Origin of the sequence: Chryseobacterium indologenes (genome assembly GCF_018362995.1) — a bacterium.
GTDB lineage: Bacteria > Bacteroidota > Bacteroidia > Flavobacteriales > Weeksellaceae > Chryseobacterium > Chryseobacterium indologenes_G.
In genome coordinates this window covers 1,073,658-1,097,335 of sequence record NZ_CP074372.1, presented here as the reverse complement: position 1 = coordinate 1,097,335, position 23,678 = coordinate 1,073,658, and the positions used below count along the sequence as shown (strand labels likewise).

19 protein-coding genes are annotated in these 23,678 nt (G+C 38.5%); 5 read left to right on the top strand and 14 right to left on the bottom strand.

Translation table 11 applies throughout. The features are described 5' to 3' along the window. Positions 1-40 precede the first annotated feature (40 nt). The 5 genes from DYR29_RS04915 to DYR29_RS04895 all read left to right on the top strand — a co-directional run bounded on the left by DYR29_RS04915 (position 41) and on the right by DYR29_RS04895 (position 4,562). Positions 41-1,021 (top strand): polysaccharide deacetylase family protein, encoded by a 981-nt coding sequence (locus DYR29_RS04915; protein WP_213279552.1) that lies wholly within the window; start codon positions 41-43, stop codon positions 1,019-1,021. Between the two features lie 150 nt (positions 1,022-1,171). After that, complete coding sequence (locus DYR29_RS04910; RefSeq protein ID WP_213279551.1) at positions 1,172-1,558, top strand: DoxX family protein; 387 nt, start codon at positions 1,172-1,174, stop codon at positions 1,556-1,558. Between the two features lie 244 nt (positions 1,559-1,802). Then, positions 1,803-2,738, top strand: coding sequence for an NAD-dependent epimerase/dehydratase family protein (locus DYR29_RS04905; RefSeq protein WP_213279550.1), 936 nt, complete (start codon positions 1,803-1,805; stop codon positions 2,736-2,738). Between the two features lie 218 nt (positions 2,739-2,956). Continuing rightward, positions 2,957-3,865 carry a helix-turn-helix domain-containing protein gene (locus DYR29_RS04900; RefSeq protein WP_213279549.1) on the top strand — a complete coding sequence of 303 codons (909 nt, stop codon included), beginning with the start codon at positions 2,957-2,959 and terminating at the stop codon, positions 3,863-3,865. A gap of 7 nt (positions 3,866-3,872) precedes the next feature. Beyond that, entirely contained in the window at positions 3,873-4,562 is a 690-nt protein-coding gene (locus tag DYR29_RS04895) for a type 1 glutamine amidotransferase domain-containing protein (protein ID WP_213279548.1), read from the top strand. Between the two features lie 437 nt (positions 4,563-4,999). On the opposite strand, the gene DYR29_RS04890 is transcribed toward DYR29_RS04895, so the two are convergent. From DYR29_RS04890 to DYR29_RS04825, 14 genes are all read right to left on the bottom strand, one after another. Continuing rightward, positions 5,000-6,517, bottom strand: a complete 1,518-nt coding sequence (locus DYR29_RS04890; protein ID WP_213279547.1) for a TSUP family transporter — start codon at positions 6,515-6,517, stop codon at positions 5,000-5,002. Between the two features lie 5 nt (positions 6,518-6,522). Next, on the bottom strand, positions 6,523-9,399 hold the full coding sequence (locus DYR29_RS04885) for a TonB-dependent receptor (protein WP_213279546.1): 2,877 nt from the start codon (positions 9,397-9,399) through the stop codon (positions 6,523-6,525). A 367-nt stretch (positions 9,400-9,766) separates the two neighbouring features. Then, positions 9,767-11,443 carry an NADPH-dependent assimilatory sulfite reductase hemoprotein subunit gene (locus DYR29_RS04880; RefSeq protein ID WP_213279545.1) on the bottom strand — a complete coding sequence of 559 codons (1,677 nt, stop codon included), beginning with the start codon at positions 11,441-11,443 and terminating at the stop codon, positions 9,767-9,769. Between the two features lie 42 nt (positions 11,444-11,485). Next, positions 11,486-13,198, bottom strand: a complete 1,713-nt coding sequence (locus DYR29_RS04875) for a diflavin oxidoreductase (protein ID WP_213279544.1) — start codon at positions 13,196-13,198, stop codon at positions 11,486-11,488. Further along, the gene (gene cobA / locus DYR29_RS04870) at positions 13,188-14,033 is read right to left on the bottom strand and encodes a uroporphyrinogen-III C-methyltransferase (RefSeq protein ID WP_213279543.1); all 846 of its coding nucleotides are present in this window, start codon (positions 14,031-14,033) and stop codon (positions 13,188-13,190) included. The genes DYR29_RS04875 and cobA overlap by 11 nt, the downstream gene beginning before the upstream one ends. Before the next feature lie 23 nt (positions 14,034-14,056). Next, positions 14,057-14,968 (bottom strand): cysteine synthase A, encoded by a 912-nt coding sequence (gene cysK / locus DYR29_RS04865; protein ID WP_213279542.1) that lies wholly within the window; start codon positions 14,966-14,968, stop codon positions 14,057-14,059. A 20-nt stretch (positions 14,969-14,988) separates the two neighbouring features. Further along, positions 14,989-15,819 (bottom strand): serine O-acetyltransferase EpsC, encoded by an 831-nt coding sequence (gene epsC, locus DYR29_RS04860; RefSeq protein ID WP_213279541.1) that lies wholly within the window; start codon positions 15,817-15,819, stop codon positions 14,989-14,991. Between the two features lie 4 nt (positions 15,820-15,823). Further along, positions 15,824-17,062, bottom strand: a complete 1,239-nt coding sequence (locus DYR29_RS04855; RefSeq protein ID WP_213279540.1) for a sulfate adenylyltransferase subunit 1 — start codon at positions 17,060-17,062, stop codon at positions 15,824-15,826. Positions 17,063-17,168: 106 nt separating this feature from the next. Next, positions 17,169-18,077 carry a sulfate adenylyltransferase subunit CysD gene (cysD, locus tag DYR29_RS04850; RefSeq protein WP_047430353.1) on the bottom strand — a complete coding sequence of 303 codons (909 nt, stop codon included), beginning with the start codon at positions 18,075-18,077 and terminating at the stop codon, positions 17,169-17,171. A gap of 11 nt (positions 18,078-18,088) precedes the next feature. Continuing rightward, entirely contained in the window at positions 18,089-18,802 is a 714-nt protein-coding gene (locus DYR29_RS04845) for a phosphoadenylyl-sulfate reductase (RefSeq protein WP_213279539.1), read from the bottom strand. 82 nt (positions 18,803-18,884) lie between these two features. Continuing rightward, positions 18,885-19,265 (bottom strand): RrF2 family transcriptional regulator, encoded by a 381-nt coding sequence (locus tag DYR29_RS04840; RefSeq protein WP_249413616.1) that lies wholly within the window; start codon positions 19,263-19,265, stop codon positions 18,885-18,887. Positions 19,266-19,494: 229 nt separating this feature from the next. Beyond that, complete coding sequence (locus tag DYR29_RS04835; protein ID WP_213279537.1) at positions 19,495-19,986, bottom strand: GNAT family N-acetyltransferase; 492 nt, start codon at positions 19,984-19,986, stop codon at positions 19,495-19,497. A gap of 196 nt (positions 19,987-20,182) precedes the next feature. Further along, positions 20,183-22,330, bottom strand: coding sequence for a M43 family zinc metalloprotease (locus DYR29_RS04830; RefSeq protein ID WP_213279536.1), 2,148 nt, complete (start codon positions 22,328-22,330; stop codon positions 20,183-20,185). Between the two features lie 81 nt (positions 22,331-22,411). Then, entirely contained in the window at positions 22,412-23,677 is a 1,266-nt protein-coding gene (locus tag DYR29_RS04825; protein WP_213279535.1) for an NAD(P)/FAD-dependent oxidoreductase, read from the bottom strand. Between the last annotated feature and the right edge of the window lies 1 nt (position 23,678).

Sequence of the window (23,678 nt, the reverse complement as noted above, 5' to 3'; positions counted from 1 at the left end):
TTCATTATTGATCAATTTTGTCTTATTAAATACATTCAAAATGAAATACATAAAACAATCTGTTCTGTTGCTTGCTTCAACAATTGTTCTGATGTCTTTTTCTGATCATAACAAAGATAAAAGAACAAAAAAAGATCAACACGAAACACAGACTTCAACAAAAAAATACTGGCCTAATGGGGCTCAGCTGGTAATTTCCGTTTCCATGCAGTTTGAAACCGGAGGGCAGCCTGAGGGCGCTGAAAGTCCTTTCAGCGGAACTCCCCTTCCTAAAGGGCAACCCGATCTTCCGGCAGAAAGCTGGTATCGCTACGGAGGAAATGAAGGAATTTACAGAATGCTGGATCTATGGAAAAAATACGACATCAAAGTAACGTCTCATGTTGTGGGAACAGCCGCAGAAAAGTATCCAGAAGTGGCTAAAGCGATTGCGAACGCAGGCCATGAAATTGCCGCCCATGGAATTGCATGGGACAATCAGTGGAACAAGAATTATGCTGACGAGTTGAATTTCGTGAAACAAGGCGTAGATGTTGTTGAAAAAATTACAGGTAAGAAAGCGGTAGGCTATAATGCTAATTGGCTGAGAAGAGGCCCGAATACGCTTAAAGTTTTACAGGAACTAGGATTCCTGTACCACATAGATGATCTGAGCCATGATGAGCCTTTCATTACCAAAGTAAAAGGGAAAAATTTTGTCGTAATCCCTTATACATTACGGAATAATGATATCGTCAATATTGAAGGAAAACACTGGAGCCCCGATCAGTTTTTGAATCAATTGAAATTTGAATTCGACCGTCTGTATGAAGAAGGAGCTTCCAAAAGAAGAATGATGAGCATCAGCTTTCACGACAGAATCGGTGGAACTCCCGCAATGATGCATGCCATGGAAGAATTTATAAAATATACCAAAGAAAAGCAAGGTGTAGTCTTTATGAGAAAAGATGATATTGCTAAAATGGTGATGAATGATCCTGATACTCCTGTTGATAACAGTGAAGAAAAGTTTAATAAGTAAGGAATCTGGAAGCTTGAGGAAGGAAGTTATTGAAGTCCATAAAAACAAATTACAGAATAAGAAATAAATGATAAGCACAATAAAAGTGAATCATAACATATATAACTTCCAGCCTCCAGCTTCCCTCTTCTAACCAAAAAATACTACTATATGAATACAAAAACAGCTTATTTTTTCCTTCGTGTATCGATGGGAATCAATCTTTTAGGACACGGATTAGTCCGTTTGGTGAAACTACAGGATTTTGCATCAGGAATGATGAAAGGTTTTGAAACAAGCTGGCTGCCGCAGCCAATGGTTCATCTTTTTAGTGTCACTCTCCCCTTTCTCGAATTTACAATTGGCGTTCTGCTGACCATTGGCTTTAAAACCCGTATTGCCACTATGGCCGGAGCATCTCTGATTATTCTGCTGCTTTTTGGTAGCAGTACGGTTGAAAACTGGGAAGCAATGGGTATTCAGATGATCTATGCCGGGTTGTTCTATATTCTGATCAGCAGAATTGAGGACAATTTTCTGGCTTTGGACAGGAAATAATAAAGACAAAGAAAGCGATTAAAGCCGGGAAAGTAACGAAGCAAGGGAATAAAAAGAAATGTATTATTCGAAGATTGCTATCTTTATTTTTCCGGCTTTTTGTGTTTTCGGAGATTATGTTACAACTTCCATGGATTAAGTTACTCTGTTTTTATAATTATGCCCGAATTTTGTATCATAAATAAAAGCAGCTGAAAATATTGGTTATTTTCAATGGAATACATAACCCTCAAAATAGAAAACGATGCAAACTATATTAGGTGCCAATGGGCAGATTGGTGAAGAACTGGCAAGAGAACTGAAAAGAAATTACACTTCAGATATCCGTATTGTCAGCAGAAATGCCAAAAAAGTAAATGATACAGATACTGTTTTCTCAGCAGATTTATCAGATAGAGAAAAAGCAATAGAAGCCGTGAAAGGAAGTGAAATAGCTTATTTTACCCTTGGCCTTCCCATGGATACGGATTTATGGGAAAGACAGTTTTTAACCATCATGAAAAATGTAATTGAAGCCTGTAAAATCAACGGAACAAAGCTGGTCTATTTTGATAACACCTATATGTATCCTCAAAATAATGAGGTGTTAACAGAGCAAACCAGATTCGCACCTGTGGGAAGAAAAGGAATGATAAGAAAACAGATGACAGAAATGCTTTTAACAGAAATGAAAGCCGGAACCATAGAAGCGGTTATCTGCAGAGCTCCTGAATTTTATGGTCCCGGAAAAACTCAGAGTATTACCAATAGTCTTATTTTTAATGCTATTAAAGAAGAAAAGAAATTAAGAGTTCCCTTAAGAGATGATAAACTTCGAAGCCTGATCTGGACCCCTGATGCCAGCCGTGCTACTGCTTTGATCGGAAATACTCCTGATGCCTACGGACAGACATGGCATTTACCGGTAGATGATCATAAGCTGAATTATAAAGAATTTATTGCTTTGGCTTCTCAGGTTTATGGAATAGAATTCAGGTATTCTGTAATCCCAAAACTGTTTTTTATAATAGGATCCTTATTCAACAAAAATGCAAAAGAATTACTGGAACTGCTTCCGAGATATCAATATGATAATCTTTTTGATGACTCAAAATTCAGAAAGAGATTCCCGGAATTTGCGGTGACGACTTACAGACAAGGAATTGAGCAGATCAAAAAAGAACAGCAATCAGCAAAATAATTTCGTTAAAATAAGTAACTTAGAAACACCAATACCACAACCGAAGGGCAAATATTGATGCTGTTTCAAAGGTCAACTAAAGTGGCTTTTGTCATTCTGACGAAGGAAGAATCTTTAATAACCCAATATATGAGATTCTTCACTACATTTATGAACTGCGTTCGCAGACTTTCTATCTGTGTTCAGAATGACATATTATATGGTAAAAAAGAAACAAAATGAAAGCTCCCGAAAAAGTAACCTCCATCACCGCATTACACAGATACCTGAATCTGAAAAGGCCTTCCAACCCTTTGATCAGTGTCTTTGATTTCAATGAAGTGAATATAGATCCGCAAACTATTCTGAGCGCGGTGACTACGGATTTTTATGTAGTTTCCATTAAAAAGGATTGTGCAGGCAGATGCAAATACGGACAACATTATTATGATTTCGAAGATGGGATTATGTATTTCATTGCTCCCCACCAGGTATTACAGTTTGAAGATATTCTGCTTTCCGAAGTAAGAGGAAGCGTGCTGGTTATTCACCCTGACTTTCTGCAGGGATATCCGTTAGCTTCCATAATAAAAGATTATGGCTACTTCTCCTATACTGCGAATGAAGCTTTGTATCTCTCCGAAAAAGAAGAAAAATCCGTAACGGATATCATGGATAATATCAGCAGGGAGATAGAAGCTAATATGGATAGTTTCACCCAGGATTTACTGGTATCCAATATCGATTTGCTGTTAAAATACTGCGACAGATTCTACAACCGCCAGTTTTTAACACGAAAAAAGGTGAATCATGATCTTTTAAGCCAGCTGGAAAATCTACTTGATGATTATTTTAAAGATGAAAAATTATTGATTAATGGTATTCCTACTGTACAGTTTGTGGCGTCAAAGATGAATATCAGTCCTAATTATTTGAGCGATATGCTAAGAGTTCATATAGGACAGACTACCCAGCAGCATATCCAGAACAGAGTAATAGAAAAGGCAAAAGAACTGCTGTCAACCACAACACTATCTGTTTCTGAGATTGCGTATAATTTAGGATTTGAACATCCACAGTCTTTCCATCGCTTATTTAAAAACCAAACTGCTGTTTCACCGTTAGAATTCAGGAAATCTTTTAATTAATACTATCATGATTAAAAAAATATTGCTAATCGTAACGAACGTAGATCAATATGCCAGCGGCAATTTTAAAACAGGCTTATGGCTGAGTGAGCTTACTCATATTTATCACGCTGCCAGGGAGAAAGGATGGCAGATTACCATAGCTTCCCCTAAAGGCGGGAATACTCCCGTTGACCCGGAAAGCCTTAAACCTCTTGTTCTTGATGGAATTTCAAAAAAATATTATGAAAATTCAGGGTTTATGAATGAATTAACACATACAAAAAGTCTCAATGAGGTAAAGAATGAATCCTTCGACTGCATTTATTTGGCTGGAGGGCATGGAACAATGTATGATTTTCCTGATAATACAACTCTACGGATTATACTAAGAGACCAATATAAAAATAATAAAATGGTCGCAGCGATCTGTCATGGAGTTGGAGGATTATTGAACGTAAAGCTTTCTGATGGAGAATACATGATTAAAGGTAAAAATATTACGGGATTTGACTGGTTTGAAGAAACTTTGGCAAGAAGAAAAAATGAAGTTCCTTTTAATCTTGAGGCAGCCCTTAAAGAACGGGACGTATATTATAAAAAAGCTTTTATTCCGATGACTTCCAACGTTGTGGTGGATGGACATTTGATCACGGGACAAAACCCTTTCAGTTCTAAAGAAATGGCTAAAGTAGTAATTCGTGAACTTGAAAAGTAAAAGCGGGCAATGATATAATGTATTTAAATTTCTTTAAAATATGTAAAATTAAAACGCAAAGTTTGAAGATGTAAGCTTTTAATAAAGTGAGCAAAGATTACGACTGTATCGTTGATGAAGCTTTGGATTATACACCACTTAAAAGAATCAATTGCTAAATCTAAATAATTGATGGGAGACTAAGATATCCTGTATTTAATTTTATCGAAGATAAAATCCTTGTGCCTTATAGCAGCCTTTTTTAATCATGTTGCGCCTTTGCGTTTCCCAAAAACATTTTATATATAGTTTAAAAAAAAATAAAAAAACGCAAAGTTCTAATGGTTTCAGATTTTTACTAAAAATGAGTAATGATAGTGCCAATAGACGATATCATGATTCTTCCCCCTGATGCCTCAAAATAAAGTAAAACATTAAAATCTCTGCGTTTAATTTTTTTATGACAAAAAAGACTTTGTTATTGTAACAAGACTCATCAGAATAACCACAATTCCTACCACAACAAACATTTTTTTTGTCGGAAGTTTTGCCGTAAGCATCGCCGAAAACGGAGCCGTAAAAATACCCCCCAATAAAAGTCCTAAAACAATATTCCAGTGATGAATTCCAATAGTGAAAATAAATGTTATCGCACTTGTTACGGTCAGTAAAAACTTGGCTACAGTGGAGCTTCCCACGACATAACGGGGGATCCTTCCCTCTTTGATAAGCGTTCCGGTTACCAAAGGACCCCAGCCGCCACCAGCAAAGGAATCAATAAAACCTCCTGCCAATCCTAATATTCTGAGATTGGTTCTGCGTTTGGTTTTTGTTTGCCCTGATTTTTTATCTTTGAATGCATTTCGTAAGATATTAATTCCAAGATATAATGTGTAGCAGGCAATAATAGGCTTTACAATATGAGCATAGTGTTCCCCGTAATGAGACAGCGTCAATGCACCGATAACAGAACCCACAATAGCCAGCGGAAATAATACCCATACCATTTTCTTATTGACATTTCCCAGTTTGTAATGGCTGAAACTTCCTGCTGCTGTGGTAAACGATTCTGCAGAGTGGATGCTCGCACTCACAACAGGCGGTGGAACATTTAACAGTAAGAGAATTGTGGTACATATTACTCCATAGCCCATTCCCATAGATCCTGCGACAATTTCCGCCATAAAGCCTGCAAACAGCATCCAATAAAAGATATGACCGTCTTTGTTCAGAAAATATTGGATATCATCTGAAAGATTAAACTGATAGACCACAAGTCCAAATAACCCGAAAAGAAGTAAAATACCAATGATTGCAAGGTAAATATTGGCTTTTCTTTGGGCTGTTTTGGTAATATTAATCAGTTTTTCAATTTCCATATCTGGTTTTAAAGAAACTTTTCCATCGGACAGATATTCCGTAGTGATTTTGTTGAGTTCCTTCACTTTATAATTGAAATCTCCGGTCAGTCTGTTCCGGATATGCTGCATATTATCCAACACATGATCCATTTCATCAGGAATGACTTCGGTAAAGGTTTCCCTTAATCTCTTGGCAATGGTCGGAGATTTTCCGTTGGTAGAAATAGCAATTTTGAGACTTCCTTTTTTGACAATGGAACCTAAATAAAAGTCACAAAGATCAGGCTTGTCCGCAATATTCACCAATACATTTTTTTGCTGGGCTTTTCCCCTGATTTCTCCTGCCAGTTCAATATCATTTACTGCAATAATGGCAAGATCGGCATCATTAAAATCATGCTCATCGTAGCCTCTTTCATGCAGGGTTAGATTAGAAAATTCATGTTGTAAGGCTCTGACTTCAGGAATAATTTCTTTCGCCACCAGTTTGATGAAAGTATCCGGAGAGTTTCCCAATACGGACTCTAGTTTTTCAAGGGCAACCTTGCCACCACCAATGATCAGCAGTGACAGGTTTTCAAGTTTTAAAAATATGGGATATAAAGAATTGCTCATCCTGATTACAGTTTTAAGTCATACGTAAAAGCGAGATAATACAGGCCTCCGATTTCAGGGCCAGCTGCATACTGGAAATAACGGCGGTTAAGTAAATTGGTAGCTCCAATTTTAATATTCGCATGAATTTCAGGAAGTTTCCATGTTGCCTGTGCATCAATCGTATAATAAGCCGGAATGGGTCCTGATGCCAAAGGACTTTCCCATGTAAAGCCACTCTGCCATCTTCCTACAATGGTAAACCCTATGTTTTTGACGATTTCTCTGTTACCAACACTTACGTTTACCATCCATTTCGGAGTGTTGAATGCAGTAATAAAGAGGTCTGAGGTATTGTTGGATGCAAGATCGTTATAAGAAACATTGGTATTGATATTATAGTTTCCTGTAATATTATACCGGACTCCCAAAGAGGTTCCATAACTTTTGTAAGTGCTGTTACTGTTGGTATAAACCCTGTATCTGTCCTGTTTACTTCTGTCGAGCATCGCAAGTACGGCTGCATTGCTTCCCACCTGGCTGTTTTTTGGAACAGCCACTTCTACCTGCCCCAGGAATCCTTCGTAGATATTGTAATAGAAATCCCAGTCCAGCACCAGTTTATTATTGAAAAACACAGACTTATATCCTACTTCAAATGAATTGATTTTTTCCGGCTGTAGTTTTTGTAAACTGGCTACCGTTAAAAGCTGTTTATTATCCTGAGCAGCCTGGCTTTGGGTTTTTCCTGCATCCACATCTGCATTTACCGCTGAGGTAAACTGGTCAATAGAAGCCAGTGTATAAGAATTTTCCAGATAACCTAATCCGTCATTTACTTTTGAAAGACCTCCTACTCTTCTTACATTCCCGTTGTTCACGAAAGAAAGTGCTTCAAATAACGAAGGGAAACGATATCCGTTTTGAAAAGATGCCCTGAAGTTATGTTCTTTAACAGGGGAATACACCACGCTGATCCTTGGATTGAGCTTTGCTTCAAACTCCGGATTTCTGTCGACACGTAAAGCGGCATTGATTTTTAATTTATCATCAAAGAAAAGCTTCGTAATCTGTGCAAAAGCACCATATTTCTGATAGATCACATCTTTCCCGAAGGTGCCGTTGGCTAAAGGAATATTTCTTTCACTCACAGGACGGTTGAAATCAACAAAGTTATTTCCATCCGGAGTAATGCTATACAGTCGGTAATCCACACCAGCCAGAAGGCTGAAAATTTTCACAAATCTGCTGAAATCATAGGTAAGCTCACCCTGATAAAAGCGGGATTTCTGTTCAAGCTTTGCTCCTCCTGTTGCCGGAGCTCCAGCTACTCCTGCATTGGCTGAATCCCAGTTATTGATTCCGATAATGGTGTTTTTTAACTGTTCAAAGGCTGTGGTTCCGGGAACTGCCCTGTTTTTATCAGCTTCCTGACGGGCGAGAATAAATGCGTCATTAAGATTGGTTCCAGCATTTAAGCTGTTCTGAAGAGCAGTTTGAAATATATTTTTCCAGTTGGTATTGGAAAGATTCGTAAGGTCCAGATTGTCTGCCAAAGGCTTCAGGTTATAAGAATCTCCCGTATTTTCGATGGATACATATGCTCTGAAAGTTAACTCTCTTCCTGTCAGTTCTACTTTATGGTTCTGAACCGTAGCGTTTTGCAAGCGGATTTTATTTCCTCTCTGGAAAGTTCCGTCCAGCAAACCGTAACGATACACGTAAGAAGTTCTCCACTGGTCTCCGAAACGGTAATATAATCCTGCATCGAATTTGATATTCTTCACATCAGGACTCACAAGATCTTTCTCAAGATATCCTGTTCTGGAAACGTTGAATGTAGTAGGTTTACCGTTGTAATCCACTTTTACGGCAAAACGGTTGTTTCTTTCGTCACCGTATTTATTCCAGAGGTCTTCAGCCGGATTATTGGCCAGCGAAAAATTAGGATTGGCTGTTACCAATGGACCGGGATTCTGATCAGTCAGATTATTGGAAATCCAGTCTGTTCCGCTGAAATAGGAAGCATTCACCTTCACTGCAAAGTTTTTATTAATCACTTTTGCAAAACGGATGGCACTTTCTCCCAGGGAACTTATTTTATGGTTAACATTATCTACATGATTCACTCCGCCACGGAAATAAACACTTATTCCTTCAGAAGTAAACGGATCTTTGGTCTGTAAACTCGCCAGTCCGTTAATGGCATTCATTCCGTACAGTGCTGAAGCGGCTCCCGGGGTTACTTCCATTGACTGGATATCCAGTTCTGTAGGGCCTATTGCATTTCCCAATGGTACGCCCAGCGTTGCCGACTGTACATCTACACCATCTACCAACTGCATAAAACGGAAATTATTAGGCGAGTTAAATCCTCTTGAATTGGGGATTTTTAAGGTAAGACTGGACGTTAAAAGCTGTAACCCTTTTACATTTTCCAGGGTTTCATAAAACGAAGCTGCCGGACTTTCCCTGATTGTTTTGATATCAATTTTTTCAATGGCGATCGGTGATCTTAATATTTTTTCAGGAACTCTGGAGGCTGAAATCACGACATCATCAATGATGGTGTTCTGAGGATTAAGTCCCACCGTTATTTTGTTGGAAGGTGAAAGGATTTCAACCGTCTGGCTGCTGAATCCGTCTTTCTGAATAACCACTCTGAATGGAATAGTAACCCTTGTTCTGAGCTTAAAATTACCCGATTGATCGGTTAATGCGGTGTCCTGTGTATTTTCTATCTGTACTTTTACAGAATCGAGACCTTTGTGTGTTCCTGTATTTTTGATGCTTCCGCTAAGCTCTATAAGCTGCTGCTGTGCTTCTGCAAGGTTAAAAAATAGAAATGTAAATGCTATAATACCTGCTTTAGGTAGAAAATTTCCCTGCTTTTTGTTTTTCATTTTTTTCTTCATTTTTTAGGTTGAGAATGAAGCTGTCTGAACTTTTCACCTTTAATGATGAAATCTTCAATATCGTTTTTATGTTACAATTGAAGGGCTTAGAATTCCCCTCCTCTGGAGGGGTGGCAAAAATTCATTGAATTTTTGACGGGGTGGTTTAAGCCGTTAATATAATGCTGAGATTGCTTCACCTTTGGTTCGCAATGACAGGATGTCGTATTAACTTTTTCTCATGGTTCAAAAAGTTGAAACAGCTTTGTATGTATTGTTATTTGAGAATCAACAACACATACACATTCGTCTGCCTAAAAGAAGAGGTTGATTATTTTTGTTTTTTTTCAGATCATAATGAAAATTAGCCATATAATTAATTTAAGGTGTGTAAGTAACGGTATGAAAAATCACCAAATGTTTCCTCTACAAGTCTTTTCTGTACATAAATCCCGAAAAGCTCATCCAGCGTGGTAAGAATCTCTTCCTCCCCTATATTTTCTTTAAACTTTGTATTCAATCGCATTCCTAAACGGTCTCCTCCGATGTGAAGATTATATTTTCCATAGGCTGTTCCTACAAATCCTATTTCCGCATTGGGAGATCTTCCGCAACCGTTAGGACAGCCGGTCATACGGATTGTAATATCTTCTTCCAAAAGACCATGTTTCTCAAGGATAGGTTCTATTTTTGTGACCAGAGAAGGAAGATAACGTTGAGCTTCCGCTAAAGCCAGTGAACAGGTATTCAAAGCTACGCAGGCAACAGAATTTTTACGTAAGGCGCTTGCACCGTTTGTATTATCAAAGATTCCGTGTTCTTTTAAGACAGATTCAATTTCAGCTTTATCTTTTTCATCAATATCAGCTAGGATAAGGTTCTGGTTGCAGGTAAAACGGAAATTGGCTTTACCAGTCTGTGCAATTTTTAATAATCCTGATTTTAAAGGATATTCAGCTGTATTAAGGATTCTTCCATGCTCTACAAATACAGTATAGAACCATTTTCCTTCGTGATTCTGGATCCAGCCGTAGCGGTCTTTTCTTTGTGTAAATGTAAATTCACGGGCCGGTTCAAAACTGAATCCCGTTCTTTTTTCTACTTCAGCTCTGTACTGGTTGATACCCAATTTATCAATCGTATATTTTAACCTTGATAATTTTCGGTCGCTTCTGTTTCCAAAGTCTCTTTGAACCGTGATGATTTCGTAGACGGCTTTTAATACTTTTTCTTCCGTATCCACAAATCCAAGGATTGATGCAAGACGGGCATACGTGGCTTCATTTCCGTGAGTGGCTCCCAGTCCGCCTCCGGCAGCAATATTGTAACCCACAATTTTATCATTCTCAATAATGGCGATCAATGCAATATCATTGATAAATACATCTACATCGTTATTTGGCGGAACAGCAATTCCTATTTTCAGTTTTCTTGGAAGATATCTGTCCTGGTATAACGGATCTTCTTCAGCTTTACGATCAACCAAAAGTTCATCATCAATCCAGATATCGTAGTAAGATTTGGTTTTTGGAAGGCACATTTCACTGATTTTTCCTGCCAGCTCGTAAGCTTCCTGCTGTAAAGGGGATTCTGAAGGATTGGCTGTACAGGTAACATTTCTGTTGACATCTCCACAGGCTGCAATAGAATCCAGATGCTGCAGATTGAAGCTCTGAATGGTAGGTCTTAAATGCGATTTTAAAATCCCATGCAGCTGAATGGTTTGTCTTGTGGTTACTTTAATGGTTCCTGTAGAATGATCTTCTGCTTTTTCATTCAATCCTACCCATTGTTCCGGAGTTAAAAAGCCACCGGGAAGTCTCAATCTGATCATATAAGAATACAGCCATTCCAGTTTTTTGGAGACACGCTCTTCCCTTCGGTCTCTGTCGTCCTGCTGGTACATTCCATGGAATTTGATCAAAGTTTGGTCATCTTCCCGGATAGCTCCGGTAAATTGATCAGCAAGGCTCTCTTTTAAAGATCCTCTGAGCCCATTACTGCTGGTTTTAATCCTTTCTACCGGTGAAAGGTTTTCTTTATCGTTGTTCATAAATGTTTCCTTTAATTTTTTACGAATACTTCTTTATTCTGTCTAATAAACATCTTTGGCATATCTGCCATCAAGCTCCATTTCTTCCAGATAGTTTACAGCATCTTCTTTGCTGCGTTTTCCTTCATTCTGAATAATGTTCAGAAGTGTTTGTTCCACATCACGGGCCATTGGTTCTTTAGCGCCACATACGTATACTGATGCACCACCTTCCAACCAGTAAAATACTTCCTGAGCTTTTTGCTCCAACCTGTGCTGAACATATATTTTTTCATTTGTATCCCTGGAAAAAGCAAGATCTAAATGAGTTAAGCTGCCTGTTTTAAGGAAATCCTGAAGTTCAGCCTGGTAAAGAAAATCTGAAACGAAATTCCTGTCTCCGAAAAACAGCCAGTTTCTTCCTTCTGCACCTGTTGCATCACGTTCCCAAAGAAAAGATCTGAATGGCGCAATACCTGTTCCCGGTCCTATCATAATGATGTCTTTATCGGCTTCCGGAAGTTTGAAGTGTCCTGCATCCTGAATATAAAATTCAACCTCTTCTCCTTCTTTAAATTCACTCAGAAAACCACTGCATAATCCGTTGTGTTTCTGATGATCAATAAAGAACTCTGATTTCGCAACGGTAATATGAATTTCCGTGTCACCATGTGCTTCCAGAGAGGATGAGATTGAATACAGACGTGGTGCCTGAGCGGTTACTATATGTAAGATTTCTTCAAATTCCTCTGCATTTTTTACGGGATAAATTCTGAGGAGATCTAGAAGGCTGAGTCTCACTTCCGGGATGGAATGTCCCGTTATTTTTGCATATTGTGCAACAACAGATTTGAGTAAATAGCTGATGTTAAGATGTTTGTGTAAAAGTACTTCAACAGAAGCTGTAACCTTAGCTGTTTGTATCTGTTTCTGAGGATCAATTCCTGTCAGCGTAATAATTTCATCCACTACAGATTTTGAATTGAACGGGATAACTCCCAAAGCTGCTCCAGGTTGATAAGTAAGTGCTTCTTCTGTTTCAATTTCAATATGATAGGTTTCTTTTTCAGAAGTAATATCGTTCAGATTGATGATGGCTGAAACTTTCCCCTGGTATTTCTTTCTTCCGGTAGAAACCTTTGGTGCTGCAACATTTTTTGAACTCTGATCTGCATTTTTATTTACCGTTTCTACTACATGTTCTATCCAGTGAGAAGCTTCCTGTTCATAGTCTATATCGCATTTCCTGATTGGAATAATGCGCTGTGCCCCTAATATTTCAAAACGTGAATCTACATCTTCTCCGGTTTGGCAGAACAGCGGATAACTGCTGTCTCCCAAGGCCAGTACTCCATATTTCAATCCGCTGAGATCAATTTCATTTTCATGAATATAATCGTAGAATTTTTTGGCAAGGGCTGGCGGTTCCCCTTCTCCCTGAGTGCTGATCACAATGAAAAAGAATTCTTCTTTAGCCAGATCTTTAGGTTTGTATTGCGAAAGATCAGCAAGTTTAACCTGAAGTCCTTTTTTCTTCACGATACCTGCCAGTGCTGTAGCCAGTTTTTTGCTGTTTCCGGTTTCTGTTCCGTAAGCCAGCGTTATTTTTTTTACAGCATTTTGAGTGCTGTTATTGAGTTGCTGTGGCGGTAGTACAGCGGTCAGTGAAGTTCCTCCGGCAATACCCGCAAGATATCCGCTTGCCCAGATGGCTTCGTCTCTGGAAAGGTCTCCGGAGATTTGTTTTAATACATTTAATTTAGTTTCAGACAGCATATTCAAAGAAATTTTGAGTTGTAGGGATTAGACTTCCGTTTTCCACTGATTTGAAGTAAAGACCTTCCTCTTCCGCATTTTCAAGCCATGAAAATTCTTCATGCAGATTGACGATCTTTCCAACCACAACCAGAGAAGGGGATGCAAAGGTTTTGGTTTCGAATTTTTCATTAAAATCCTCAAAAGATGAAGTATACACCTTTTGATAAGGCGTTGTAGCCTGTTCAATGACTGCAATTTTTTTATCACTTGAAATCCCTAGCTGTATAAGCTTTTCCACAAGAGGAGTAAGATTTCCTTTGGACATGTAGAAAACAAGAGTATCATTGGTGAAAGCAAGCTCTTTCCAGTATTCTTCGGTTACAATCTCTGATTTATAATAGGTCAGAAAACGAACTGATGTAGAGTATTCTCTTGCCGTTAAAGGCATCCCTGCAAATGCTGCTGCTCCTAAAGCGGCTGTAATTCCCGGGATGATCTCGTAAGGAATATGATTTTGTTTTAAAGCCTGCAGTTCATCCAGAATATTGGAGAATATGGAAACGTCGCCTCCTTTCAGCCTTACAATAGTTTTGTTCTGACGGGCATATTCCACCATCAAAGTATTGATATGAGATTGAGGGGTGGAAGCATTTTTGCTGCATTCTTTCCCAACGTAGATGATTTCTGTATTTTTATTGACGTATGTTTCCAGAATCTCAGGACTTACAAGGCGGTCACATAAAATGACGTCTGCTTCTTCTATCGCTTTTACTGCTTTTACAGTGATCAGTTCAGGGTTGCCGGGCCCTGCACCGATAAGGAATACCTTTGGTGATTTTATATTTGTTTTCATTGAAGTAGATGTTAATTAAGGATTTAGAAGAGTCCTTCCACAGACAGATACCTTTCTCCGGTATCGTAATTAATCGTCAGGATTTTAGCGTTAGGTGGTATTTCAGGTAAATGTTTTGCGATGGCTGCTAAAGCGGCTCCTGTGGAAACTCCCACAAAAAGGCCTTCTTTTTTCGCTGCATTGAGAGCGTACTCATAGGCTTCTTCTTTACCTACTGTAATTACTCCATCTAAAAGGGTAATATCCAGAATGGAAGGAACAAATCCAGCTCCTAATCCCTGTAATGGATGTGGCGCAGGACTTCCTCCGCTTAAAACAGGAGATAATTCCGGTTCTACGGCGAATACTTTTACGTTAGGATATTTTTCTTTGACGGTTTTTGCAATTCCGGTGATATGTCCTCCGGTTCCTACTCCGGTAATGATATAGTCGAGCCCATCCGGGAAGTCTTTTAAAATTTCCTGAGCAGTCGTCTCAACATGAACTTTTACATTGGCAGGGTTATCAAACTGTCTTGGAATCCATGAATTGGGTGTTTCTTCGGCCAATTCATTAGCTTTCTCGATAGCACCCTTCATTCCTTTTTCTCGTGGAGTAAGCACAAATTCGGCACCGTAAGCTTCCATAATTTTACGGCGTTCTATACTCATGCTTTCGGGCATTACAAGAATCAGTTTATATCCTTTTACTGCCGCCACCAATGCAAGACCTATTCCTGTATTTCCGCTGGTAGGTTCTATGATAGTGCTGTCTTTATTTAATAATCCTTTTGCTTCTGCATCTTCAATCATGGCTAGGCCAATTCTGTCTTTGATGCTTCCGCCAGGGTTGCTTTTTTCAAGTTTAATCCAGATTTCGTGATCTGAATTGAATAATTTATTAATTTTTACGACGGGAGTATTTCCAATCGTTTCTAATGCGTTCTGAAATCTCATATCTTTATTTTTTTGTTTTTTTAAATGACAAAGGTTAATGATTCCGGTAATGAAGTATTATCCTTTATTTTTATTTCACTTTTATGGTAAACCAATGAATTGGCTGGAACATCCTGTGTTATCCAGACATTTCCTCCGATAATGCTTTCTCTGCCTATGGTAGTTTCACCACCCAAAATGGTTGCTCCAGAATAGATAATCACATCATCTTCAATATTAGGATGCCTTTTCTGATGGGCTTTTTCTTTGGAAACATTCAAGGCTCCTAGGGTCACTCCCTGATAGATTTTTACATTATTCCCGATGACCGTTGTCTCCCCGATTACAATTCCTGTCCCATGGTCAATAAAAAAAGATTTTCCAATGGTGGCTCCCGGGTGAATATCAATTCCTGTTTTGCTGTGGGCATACTCTGAAATGACGCGTGGTACTATTTTCACTTTCTGACTCCATAACTGGTGCGAAATACGATAGACATAAGTAGCAAAAAAGCCGGGATATGCCAGATAGACCTCTTCCAGAGAATCGGCCGCAGGATCAAATTCTACAATAGATTTTGCATCCAGTACCAACTGATCATAAAGGTCAGGCAGGGATTCAAAAAACTGATTCACCTGTTTGTCAGTACTGTCCTGATCACCTGTTACGGTATTGATCTGTTCTGAAAGAGTTTCCCGCAGCGCTTCAAAACTTCTTTTCAGCTGATCTTCAGTATTATCATTCTGAGGAAGGAAAAGTGTTTCATACAAATCCTTAACCCATCTTTTGGTCTTTATTTTATCAAAGAATCCATGATTACTATTTTGTTTGGTCTGATGAATTCTTTGCGTTAATTGATCGGAAATTGCCATTTTTTTATTGAATTATACAGGCTGCTACCGTTGAATTGGACGTTTCATCCACCAAAATGGCAGAACCCGTTGTTTTATTATGGGTAAAGCTGTCATAGACCAAAGGCTGTGCCGTTCGCAGGGTAACTTTTACAATTTCATTCAGTTTAATTTCGCTGTCTGCCTGTTCATGGATCAGGGTGTTAACATTGATCTTGTAATCTACCTCTTTAACAATTGCTTTCACAAGTCTGCTATTCTGCTGCAGAAGGTATTTATTCCCTGGCTGTAACGGTTTCTGATCAAGCCAGCATAACAAAACCTGAAGGTCTTTTTCAACAGCTGGAATCTGTTCTGCCGTGACAAAAATATCTCCTCTGCTGACATCTACATCATGAGCAAGATGGATCACTGCAGGCTGCCCTTCAAAAGCTTCTTCTTTTTCAATACCATTGATCTCAATTTTAGTAATTTCAGTGGTGAGATCTGCCGGAAGAATATGGATTTTGTCTCCTTTTGTGAATTTTCCACTTAATATTTGTCCGGCGTATCCTCTGTAATCGTGCAGTTCTTCGGTCTGAGGACGAATAACATACTGAACCTGAAAACGGTTTCCATTGTTTTTTTCTTCATTCAGGGTTACTTCTTCAAGATATTCAAGAAGTGAATTTCCTTTGTACCAATCTGTTCTGGAGGATTTTGAAACGATATTATCTCCTTTCAATGCTGAAATGGGGAAATAAGTGACATCGTTTAATCCCAGATTTTCTGCAATTTTTGAATATTCAGATTTAATGGATTCAAAAACTTCTTCCGAATAATCTACCATATCCATTTTATTGATGGCTACAGCCACTTTCTTTAATTGTAATAAAGAAGCGATGATAGAATGTCTTTTGGTCTGTTCAATCACTCCTTTTCTTGCATCGATCAGGATAACCATCAGATCAGAGTTTGATGCTCCGGTAATCATATTACGCGTATACTGCACGTGGCCGGGTGCATCAGCGATGATAAATTTTCTTTTTGCTGTTGAAAAATAACGGTAGGCAACATCAATGGTGATTCCCTGTTCTCTTTCTGCGCGAAGACCATCCGTTAAAAGGGCAAGGTCTACCCCATCTTCATTTTTATTTTTGGAATGTTTTTCAAGAACTTCCAACTGGTCCTGCAAAATACTTTTGCTATCGTAAAGCAGTCTGCCGATAAGGGTACTTTTTCCGTCATCTACGCTTCCTGCTGTTATAAATCTTAATATATCCATCCGATTTTAATTATAAATAATGAGTAATGGGGCAATGAGTAATGTTCTGTCGTTAAGGAGTAAAGTTGTCTGTTCTATTACTTATTACTCATTGCTGATTGCTTATCTAAAAGTAGCCTCCTTTTTTTCTGTCCTCCATAGCGGCTTCTGTCACTCTGTCGTCAATTCTTGTTTCCCCACGTTCTGAAATTCTGGTCGCTACAATTTCTTCAATTACGGCATCTATTGTCACTGCATTGGATTCTACTGCTGCGGTACAGGTCATGTCTCCTACGGTACGGTAGCGTATTTTTTTGGTAGTGATGATATCTTCAGGTTCTAATACAACATGTGAAGAATTGGCAAGCCACTGGCCGTTAAAATCTACCACTTCCCTTTCATGCGAGAAATAAATAGAAGGAAGTTCAATTTTTTCTCTTCGGATATAATTCCAGATATCAAGTTCTGTCCAGTTGCTGATAGGGAAAACTCTTACATTTTCTCCTTTGTGGATTTTTCCGTTAAAGATATTCCACAACTCAGGACGCTGAAGTTTGGGATCCCATTGTCCGAATTCATCACGAACTGAAAATATTCTTTCCTTGGCGCGGGCTTTTTCTTCGTCTCTTCTGGCTCCTCCGATACAGGCATCAAATTCAAATTCTTCAATGGTATCAAGAAGTGTATAGGTTTGCAGCCAGTTTCTGCTTGGAAATTTACCTTTAGCCTCGGTGAGTTTTTTACTTTTGATAGTGTCTTCCACTTTTCTCACAGCAAGATTAACATCTAACTGCTTTACCAGCTGATCACGGAAATCCAACACCTCCGGAAAGTTGTGCCCTGTGTCCACATGAACAAATGTGAAAGGGATTTTCCCGTGAAAAAATGCTTTCCTTGCCAGGTGAGCCAGTACAATACTGTCTTTCCCTCCACTGAATAATAAAGCCGGACGTTCAAATTGGCCTGCTACTTCTCTTAATATATAAATAGATTCGGCTTCTAACTGATCTAAATAGTTTAACTGCTGTATTGACATGTTTTTCTTTTTTATTGATGAATATGCAGACCGCATTCTTTTTTGTTGGCATCTTCCCACCACCATCGCCCTGCCCTGAAATCTTCCCCTTCTTTAATCGCCCTGGTACAGGGTTCACATCCTATGCTTACAAATCCTTTCTTGTGAAGGTGATTGTAGGGTAAATGATGATTTTTCACGTATTCTGTCACCTGTTCTGTTGTCCAGTGAAGGATGGGATGGAATTTTATGATCTTATTATCCTGATCCCATTCCAGCTGGGGCATATTCTGCCGGTTTGGGGAATGTTCGGATCTAAGACCGGTAATCCATACTTTATAACCTTTCAGTGCTTTTCTTAATGGATGAACCTTACGGATGTTACAGCACGCTTTCCTTTTTTCAACAGACTGATAAAAAGAATCAGGCCCGTTTTCAGTTACAAACTCTCTGAGCTCTTCCATATCCGGATAATAGGCTTTGATGTTCTTTTTGAAGAAAGCTTTTGTGGAAGTCCAGGTTTCGTAGGTCTGCTCAAAAAGCCTTCCTGTATCCAGGGTAAAAATTTCAATATTTAAATCTTTTATCAGATGAGTGATCACCTGATCTTCGTAACTGAAGCTGGTTGAAAAGATCACTTTATCCGGAAATCTTTCAGCCAGTATTTGCAGTCCATTAGTTTGAAAAGAAGCTTCAGCAGCCTCTCTCAAAAGGTTTTCGTATTCATTTTTCAGACTGTTTTCCATTTTGAATTGAGATTTAAGTCCTGCAAATATATACAAAATTCTATAACTCCTATCAAAATAGTAGGATTTAAATAAAAAAAATTTATTCTTGAGTAATAAACTTAGTCAGAGTAGCCTCCATCATGCTTGTTCTGGTCTTTTCACGAACGATCATTAATTCTTTTCTGAGGTAACAGACTGCTTCATCTACACAATCATCACAAGCTTCGTAAAAGTTTAAAGAGACACATGGAGTTAATGCAATTGGGCCGTCAAAAATGCGGTAAATGTCTGCTAGTGAAACTTCATCGGGTGATTTCAGTAAATAGTACCCTCCTACTTTGCCCTGTTTGCTGTTGACAAGTTTGGCTCTTTTAAGTTCAAGAAGGATTTGTTCAAGAAATTTTTTCGGGATGTTCTCATCTTGTGCAATAACAGAGGTTGGCAGAAAGCCCTGGTTATAATTCCTTGCTAATCTGACCATTGCTTTAAGCGCGTATTTGCAACGTTTTGACATCATAATTTCTGCAAGTTATGATAAATATCTGATAAATGAAATGTTTTCCGTGGAAGGCTTTGATGTAGCTCACTTACAAAAGGGATGTTAATAGTGAAAGTTGAAAACCACCCCGTCAAAAATTCTTTGAATTTTCGCCACCCCTCCAAAGGAGGGGAATTTGCGGACCTCCGGTTCTAAGGATCAGGATCTGTTACTATTTCTGTAATATAAAGTAAGCCAGTTCTCTATCTTCCCGTTTTAGGTTTTCAATTCTTTTAAACTTGTTGTTCAGAAGAACTTTCTGAGAACCTATATTATCAAGATCGGTTACAGCAACGATATCTTTGTGATGATTTAATGATAAACAATACTCAACAAGCGCTTTACAAACCTCAGTTCCAAGACCTTTTCCCCAGTAATTTTCTCCTAAAGTATATCCTATTTCCAGCTGGTTCGGATTATCAAGGAAGATTCTGGCCAGGCACATTCCTACAAAATCATTATTCTGAGTGTTGAATATTCCCCATCTGCTGAAGGGTCCTGTTTCATAATCTGCCACTGCTTTGTCGAACATTTCTTTATATTCTTCAGGAGTTTTATAAGGCAGATAGCGGGTAACATTCTCATTTTCAAAAAGAGTGGAAAACAAAGGAAATTCTTCAGGTGTAAATTCGCGGATGATGATGGTGTCGTTTTTATAATGCATTGGAATTGTAATTACAGAATAAAAGTACACAAATAAACCAGAAACTGAACCTATATAATAAAAAATTGGGCTTACAATGAAGCCCAATCAACTGCATATGAATACTAAGCTATTATTCATATTTCTGAGAAAAGTGTTTTGTTATTTAAAAAGTTTATATCAAGAATACAGCTTGTTCGTTTCTTAGCGTTTGATCCTATTTTTTAATGAATTTTTGTGAAGATTTCCCTAAAGAAGTTTCAATATCAATTAAATAAGTTCCGCTTAGGAAGTGTTTAACATCAACTTTATCCCCCGTAACTTTAGCATTCATTTTTCTTCCAAACATATCATAAACAGAAATTGATTTGATGTTCCCTTTTGTTTTAATATTTAATACATCAGAAACCGGATTTGGATAGATAGAAGTTTCTGAGTTTGCTGTATCAACGTCTGTAGTGGATAATGATAATGCACAAGGGGTTGTAATACTGCCATTTGGCTGTGTATTGTATCTAAACTCACTGACAGAATAACCTGAACCATTGGCCCCAACAGTTAGTTTGAAATAGCCGTTAATATTATAGCCCTCGAATTGGTTTCTAAAACCAACATAAGCGGTTTGGCCAGACCAGTTAGTGTATGTAGGAGTGTACACGTCAAGTTGTCCGGGAGTACCAATTGGGTAACCTATATTATTTGCATTAGTTATAGTGGTGCAAGCCGGAATTAAACTGATATTTCGTGTTCCTGTTTGGCAAACTAATCCTTTCCAATAAGTTTCCAATTTTAATTGATTGGCTCCATAGTACCAGGCGCCATACCCTGCATCATCACTAAGCTCCGGGTTAATGATAAAATATTTCCAAGTTGCCCCGGAGTTGGTGGTTACTGTTGTTGGTGTTGGGTTGGCATAACTTTCCAGAGGAGTTCCTGTAACTATTTTATAGGGATCTTTGTAAGAAAAAGTTAATGCCAGAGCTGTCGTCGATCCTAATGAAGTTATGCCTCCTGTTATAGCCGGATTCAGGAACGTAATTGATGAATTCAGGACCTGACTTTTAGGATGACTGGTTGCCGCACCATTTATGGTAAGTGTAGCAGTAGTAGGGCTTGTAACCGCTATAGCTGCTGTTAATCCTGCTGGTAATGAAGAAGTGAAATGTGTTCCTGCAGTAAGATTTGTTCCATTGGGTACGGCAAATGTTGCTCCTTTTAGCGTAATCGTTGATGTAGGGGCAGATGCTACTGTTCCATCTAATGACACCGCTCCATTATTGTTTAAGTTCTCTGTAAATGTACTGTTGCTAAGGGTTAATCTAGGTGGAGTATTGGCAACTCCGGTTGCGGCTAAGTTGGCAGGCTGCCATAAATTCATTCGCGAAGGATGGTTTAATGCAGCCAGCATTCTGTTAACCTGTCCATTGGTAAACATTTTATAACAACCGGAAGAACCATTGTATCCCATATAGTTTTCAACGTTTACTTTTTGTCCAAGACAATTGTTTCCAGCTGAACATCCTAATCCGGAAGAAGTATTTTCTACAGGGGTGTCAGCAACTCCATCACCATCATTAGTGGGGTTTGCAGTTGAACATGGAACGTTAAATGTGTGTTGAAGATTTAACCAATGCCCGAATTCATGAGTAAATGTATCAGAAAACTCGTTTGAAGCCACTGTTCCTGCAGCATTAAATATATAACGTCCATTATAAACAACTCTGGCTGTATTTACTGAAGTCATGTATGAATCCGGATACCAGGCAACTCCTGATTGATATAAATCTTTATTAGCATATAGGTCATTTTGAATATACACATTCATATACTTTATATTATCCCATGCATCTGTGCCAATTTGTGCATCATATCCACCTCCGTTGCCATATCCCCCTTTGAAAGGGTGAAATACCACTCCGCTTGTTGCTTTTCCGGTTGGATCAATTTTAGCTAATCGGAATTCAATACTTAATGCTGATCTGATAGATTGGAAATCAGGATCCACAGTATTTGAATCCGTGTTAATTCCATTGAAATTTAAGTTGATTTGTTCCAGTAAATCAACTACTTTTTGGTAATTTACTTTTACATTACTCTGAGATTCTCCATACACATGAAAAACCACAGGGATGATGTAGGTTGGATTGTTGATCCTATTATTCGATGAATTTTTGTCTGATCCCATTTTTCTTACGAAATCTTGGGTGTATTTCTCAAAATTTTCATATTCAGCCTTAGATTTAGGGTGCAGTTCAAAATGTTTTTTCATCATTTCATCTGCTTTACACTCACGAGGTCTGTTTTCTTGCGCAAAACCTATTATTGGAAACAGGGAAACAAGTACTAGTAATTTAAATTTTTTCATAAATTTTGGATTTGGTTGTTAATAAATTATTTGAATAATCAAATTGTTTTTGGCTTAATTTTGTGTTTTATGTGATGTTTTTTAATTAAATCTTTCAGGGTTGAATATCTTTATCTCAACCGTTGGCTTTTGGTCATTGGCAAGTTCTGACACTGTTTTTCCAAAGATGGGTCCTAAACTTAAACCCATCATACCACCGCCGCCTGCAATAATCAGGTTTTTGAGTTTGGAAGACTGTCCCAGATAAGGCAGCCCATCCGGAGCACAGGGTCTGTAGCCGAACCAGATTTCAGATTCTTTGGGTTTTTCAATCTGAAAGTCAGGTAAATATTGAGGAATAGACCGGACGATACCTTCTACTCTTTTCATGTTAATTTTATCATGATGGGAAGCCAGTTCCATCGTTCCACCGAAACGGATCTGCCCATTCATAGGAGTTACAGCCACTCTTGCTTCCAGTAATAAAGCAGCATGGTTTAGGGTATTGACCGGATTTTCAGGGGTATGCATGAAAGAATATCCTTTTCCTGGCATTAACTGAATTTTGATTCCTGCCTTCTGAGCCAGTTCAGGGAGAAATGAGCCTCCGGTCATGAAGAAACGGTCTGCTGTAAACTTTTTATCATTGGCAATGATGGCTTTAATCATGCTTCCTGATGTTTCAAAACCTGTTACTTTATGATGAGTATGAAAAATGACGCCCTTATTTTTAAGATAAGAGATCATCTGCTTCATCAGTTTCATGGGATTCATGTGGCCATCACATTTGTAATTGACCCCTCCGATAACATCCAATTGAACATTGGGTTCAAGTTCCTGAATATCTTTTTTATCCAGAATATCAACGGGTAATCCCATCCTGGTTGCTTTGTGAGCAAGCTCTATCTCTTCTTCTGCAACTTTCTCTGTTTTATAAAGCATTAAAATGCCATTCTGATTAAGCTCAAAATCAAATTCATTCTTTGAGGCAATCTCGTTGTAGAGGATGCTGCTCGCCAGATTAAGGTCTCTGATGGCTGTTGCTGAGCGGTCCACATGCTTTTGGTTGGAGTGTTTTAAGAATTTTATCCCCCAGGAAAAAAGATCAGAATTCAATGAAGGCCTTACATAAAACGGACTTTTGCTATCAAACATCCAGCGGATTCCTTGTGCCACAACACCTGGTGCTGCTAACGGAGTAAAGTGGCTGGGTACAATCATTCCTGCATTGCCATAAGAACAATTGTTGGTAAGATCGTTCTGCTCCAGAATTTCTACACTCCAGCCTTTCTCTAAAAGGTAATAGGCGGAGCTCAATCCTGCTATTCCTGCACCAATAATGAGTGCTTTTCCTTTATTCTGTGTCATA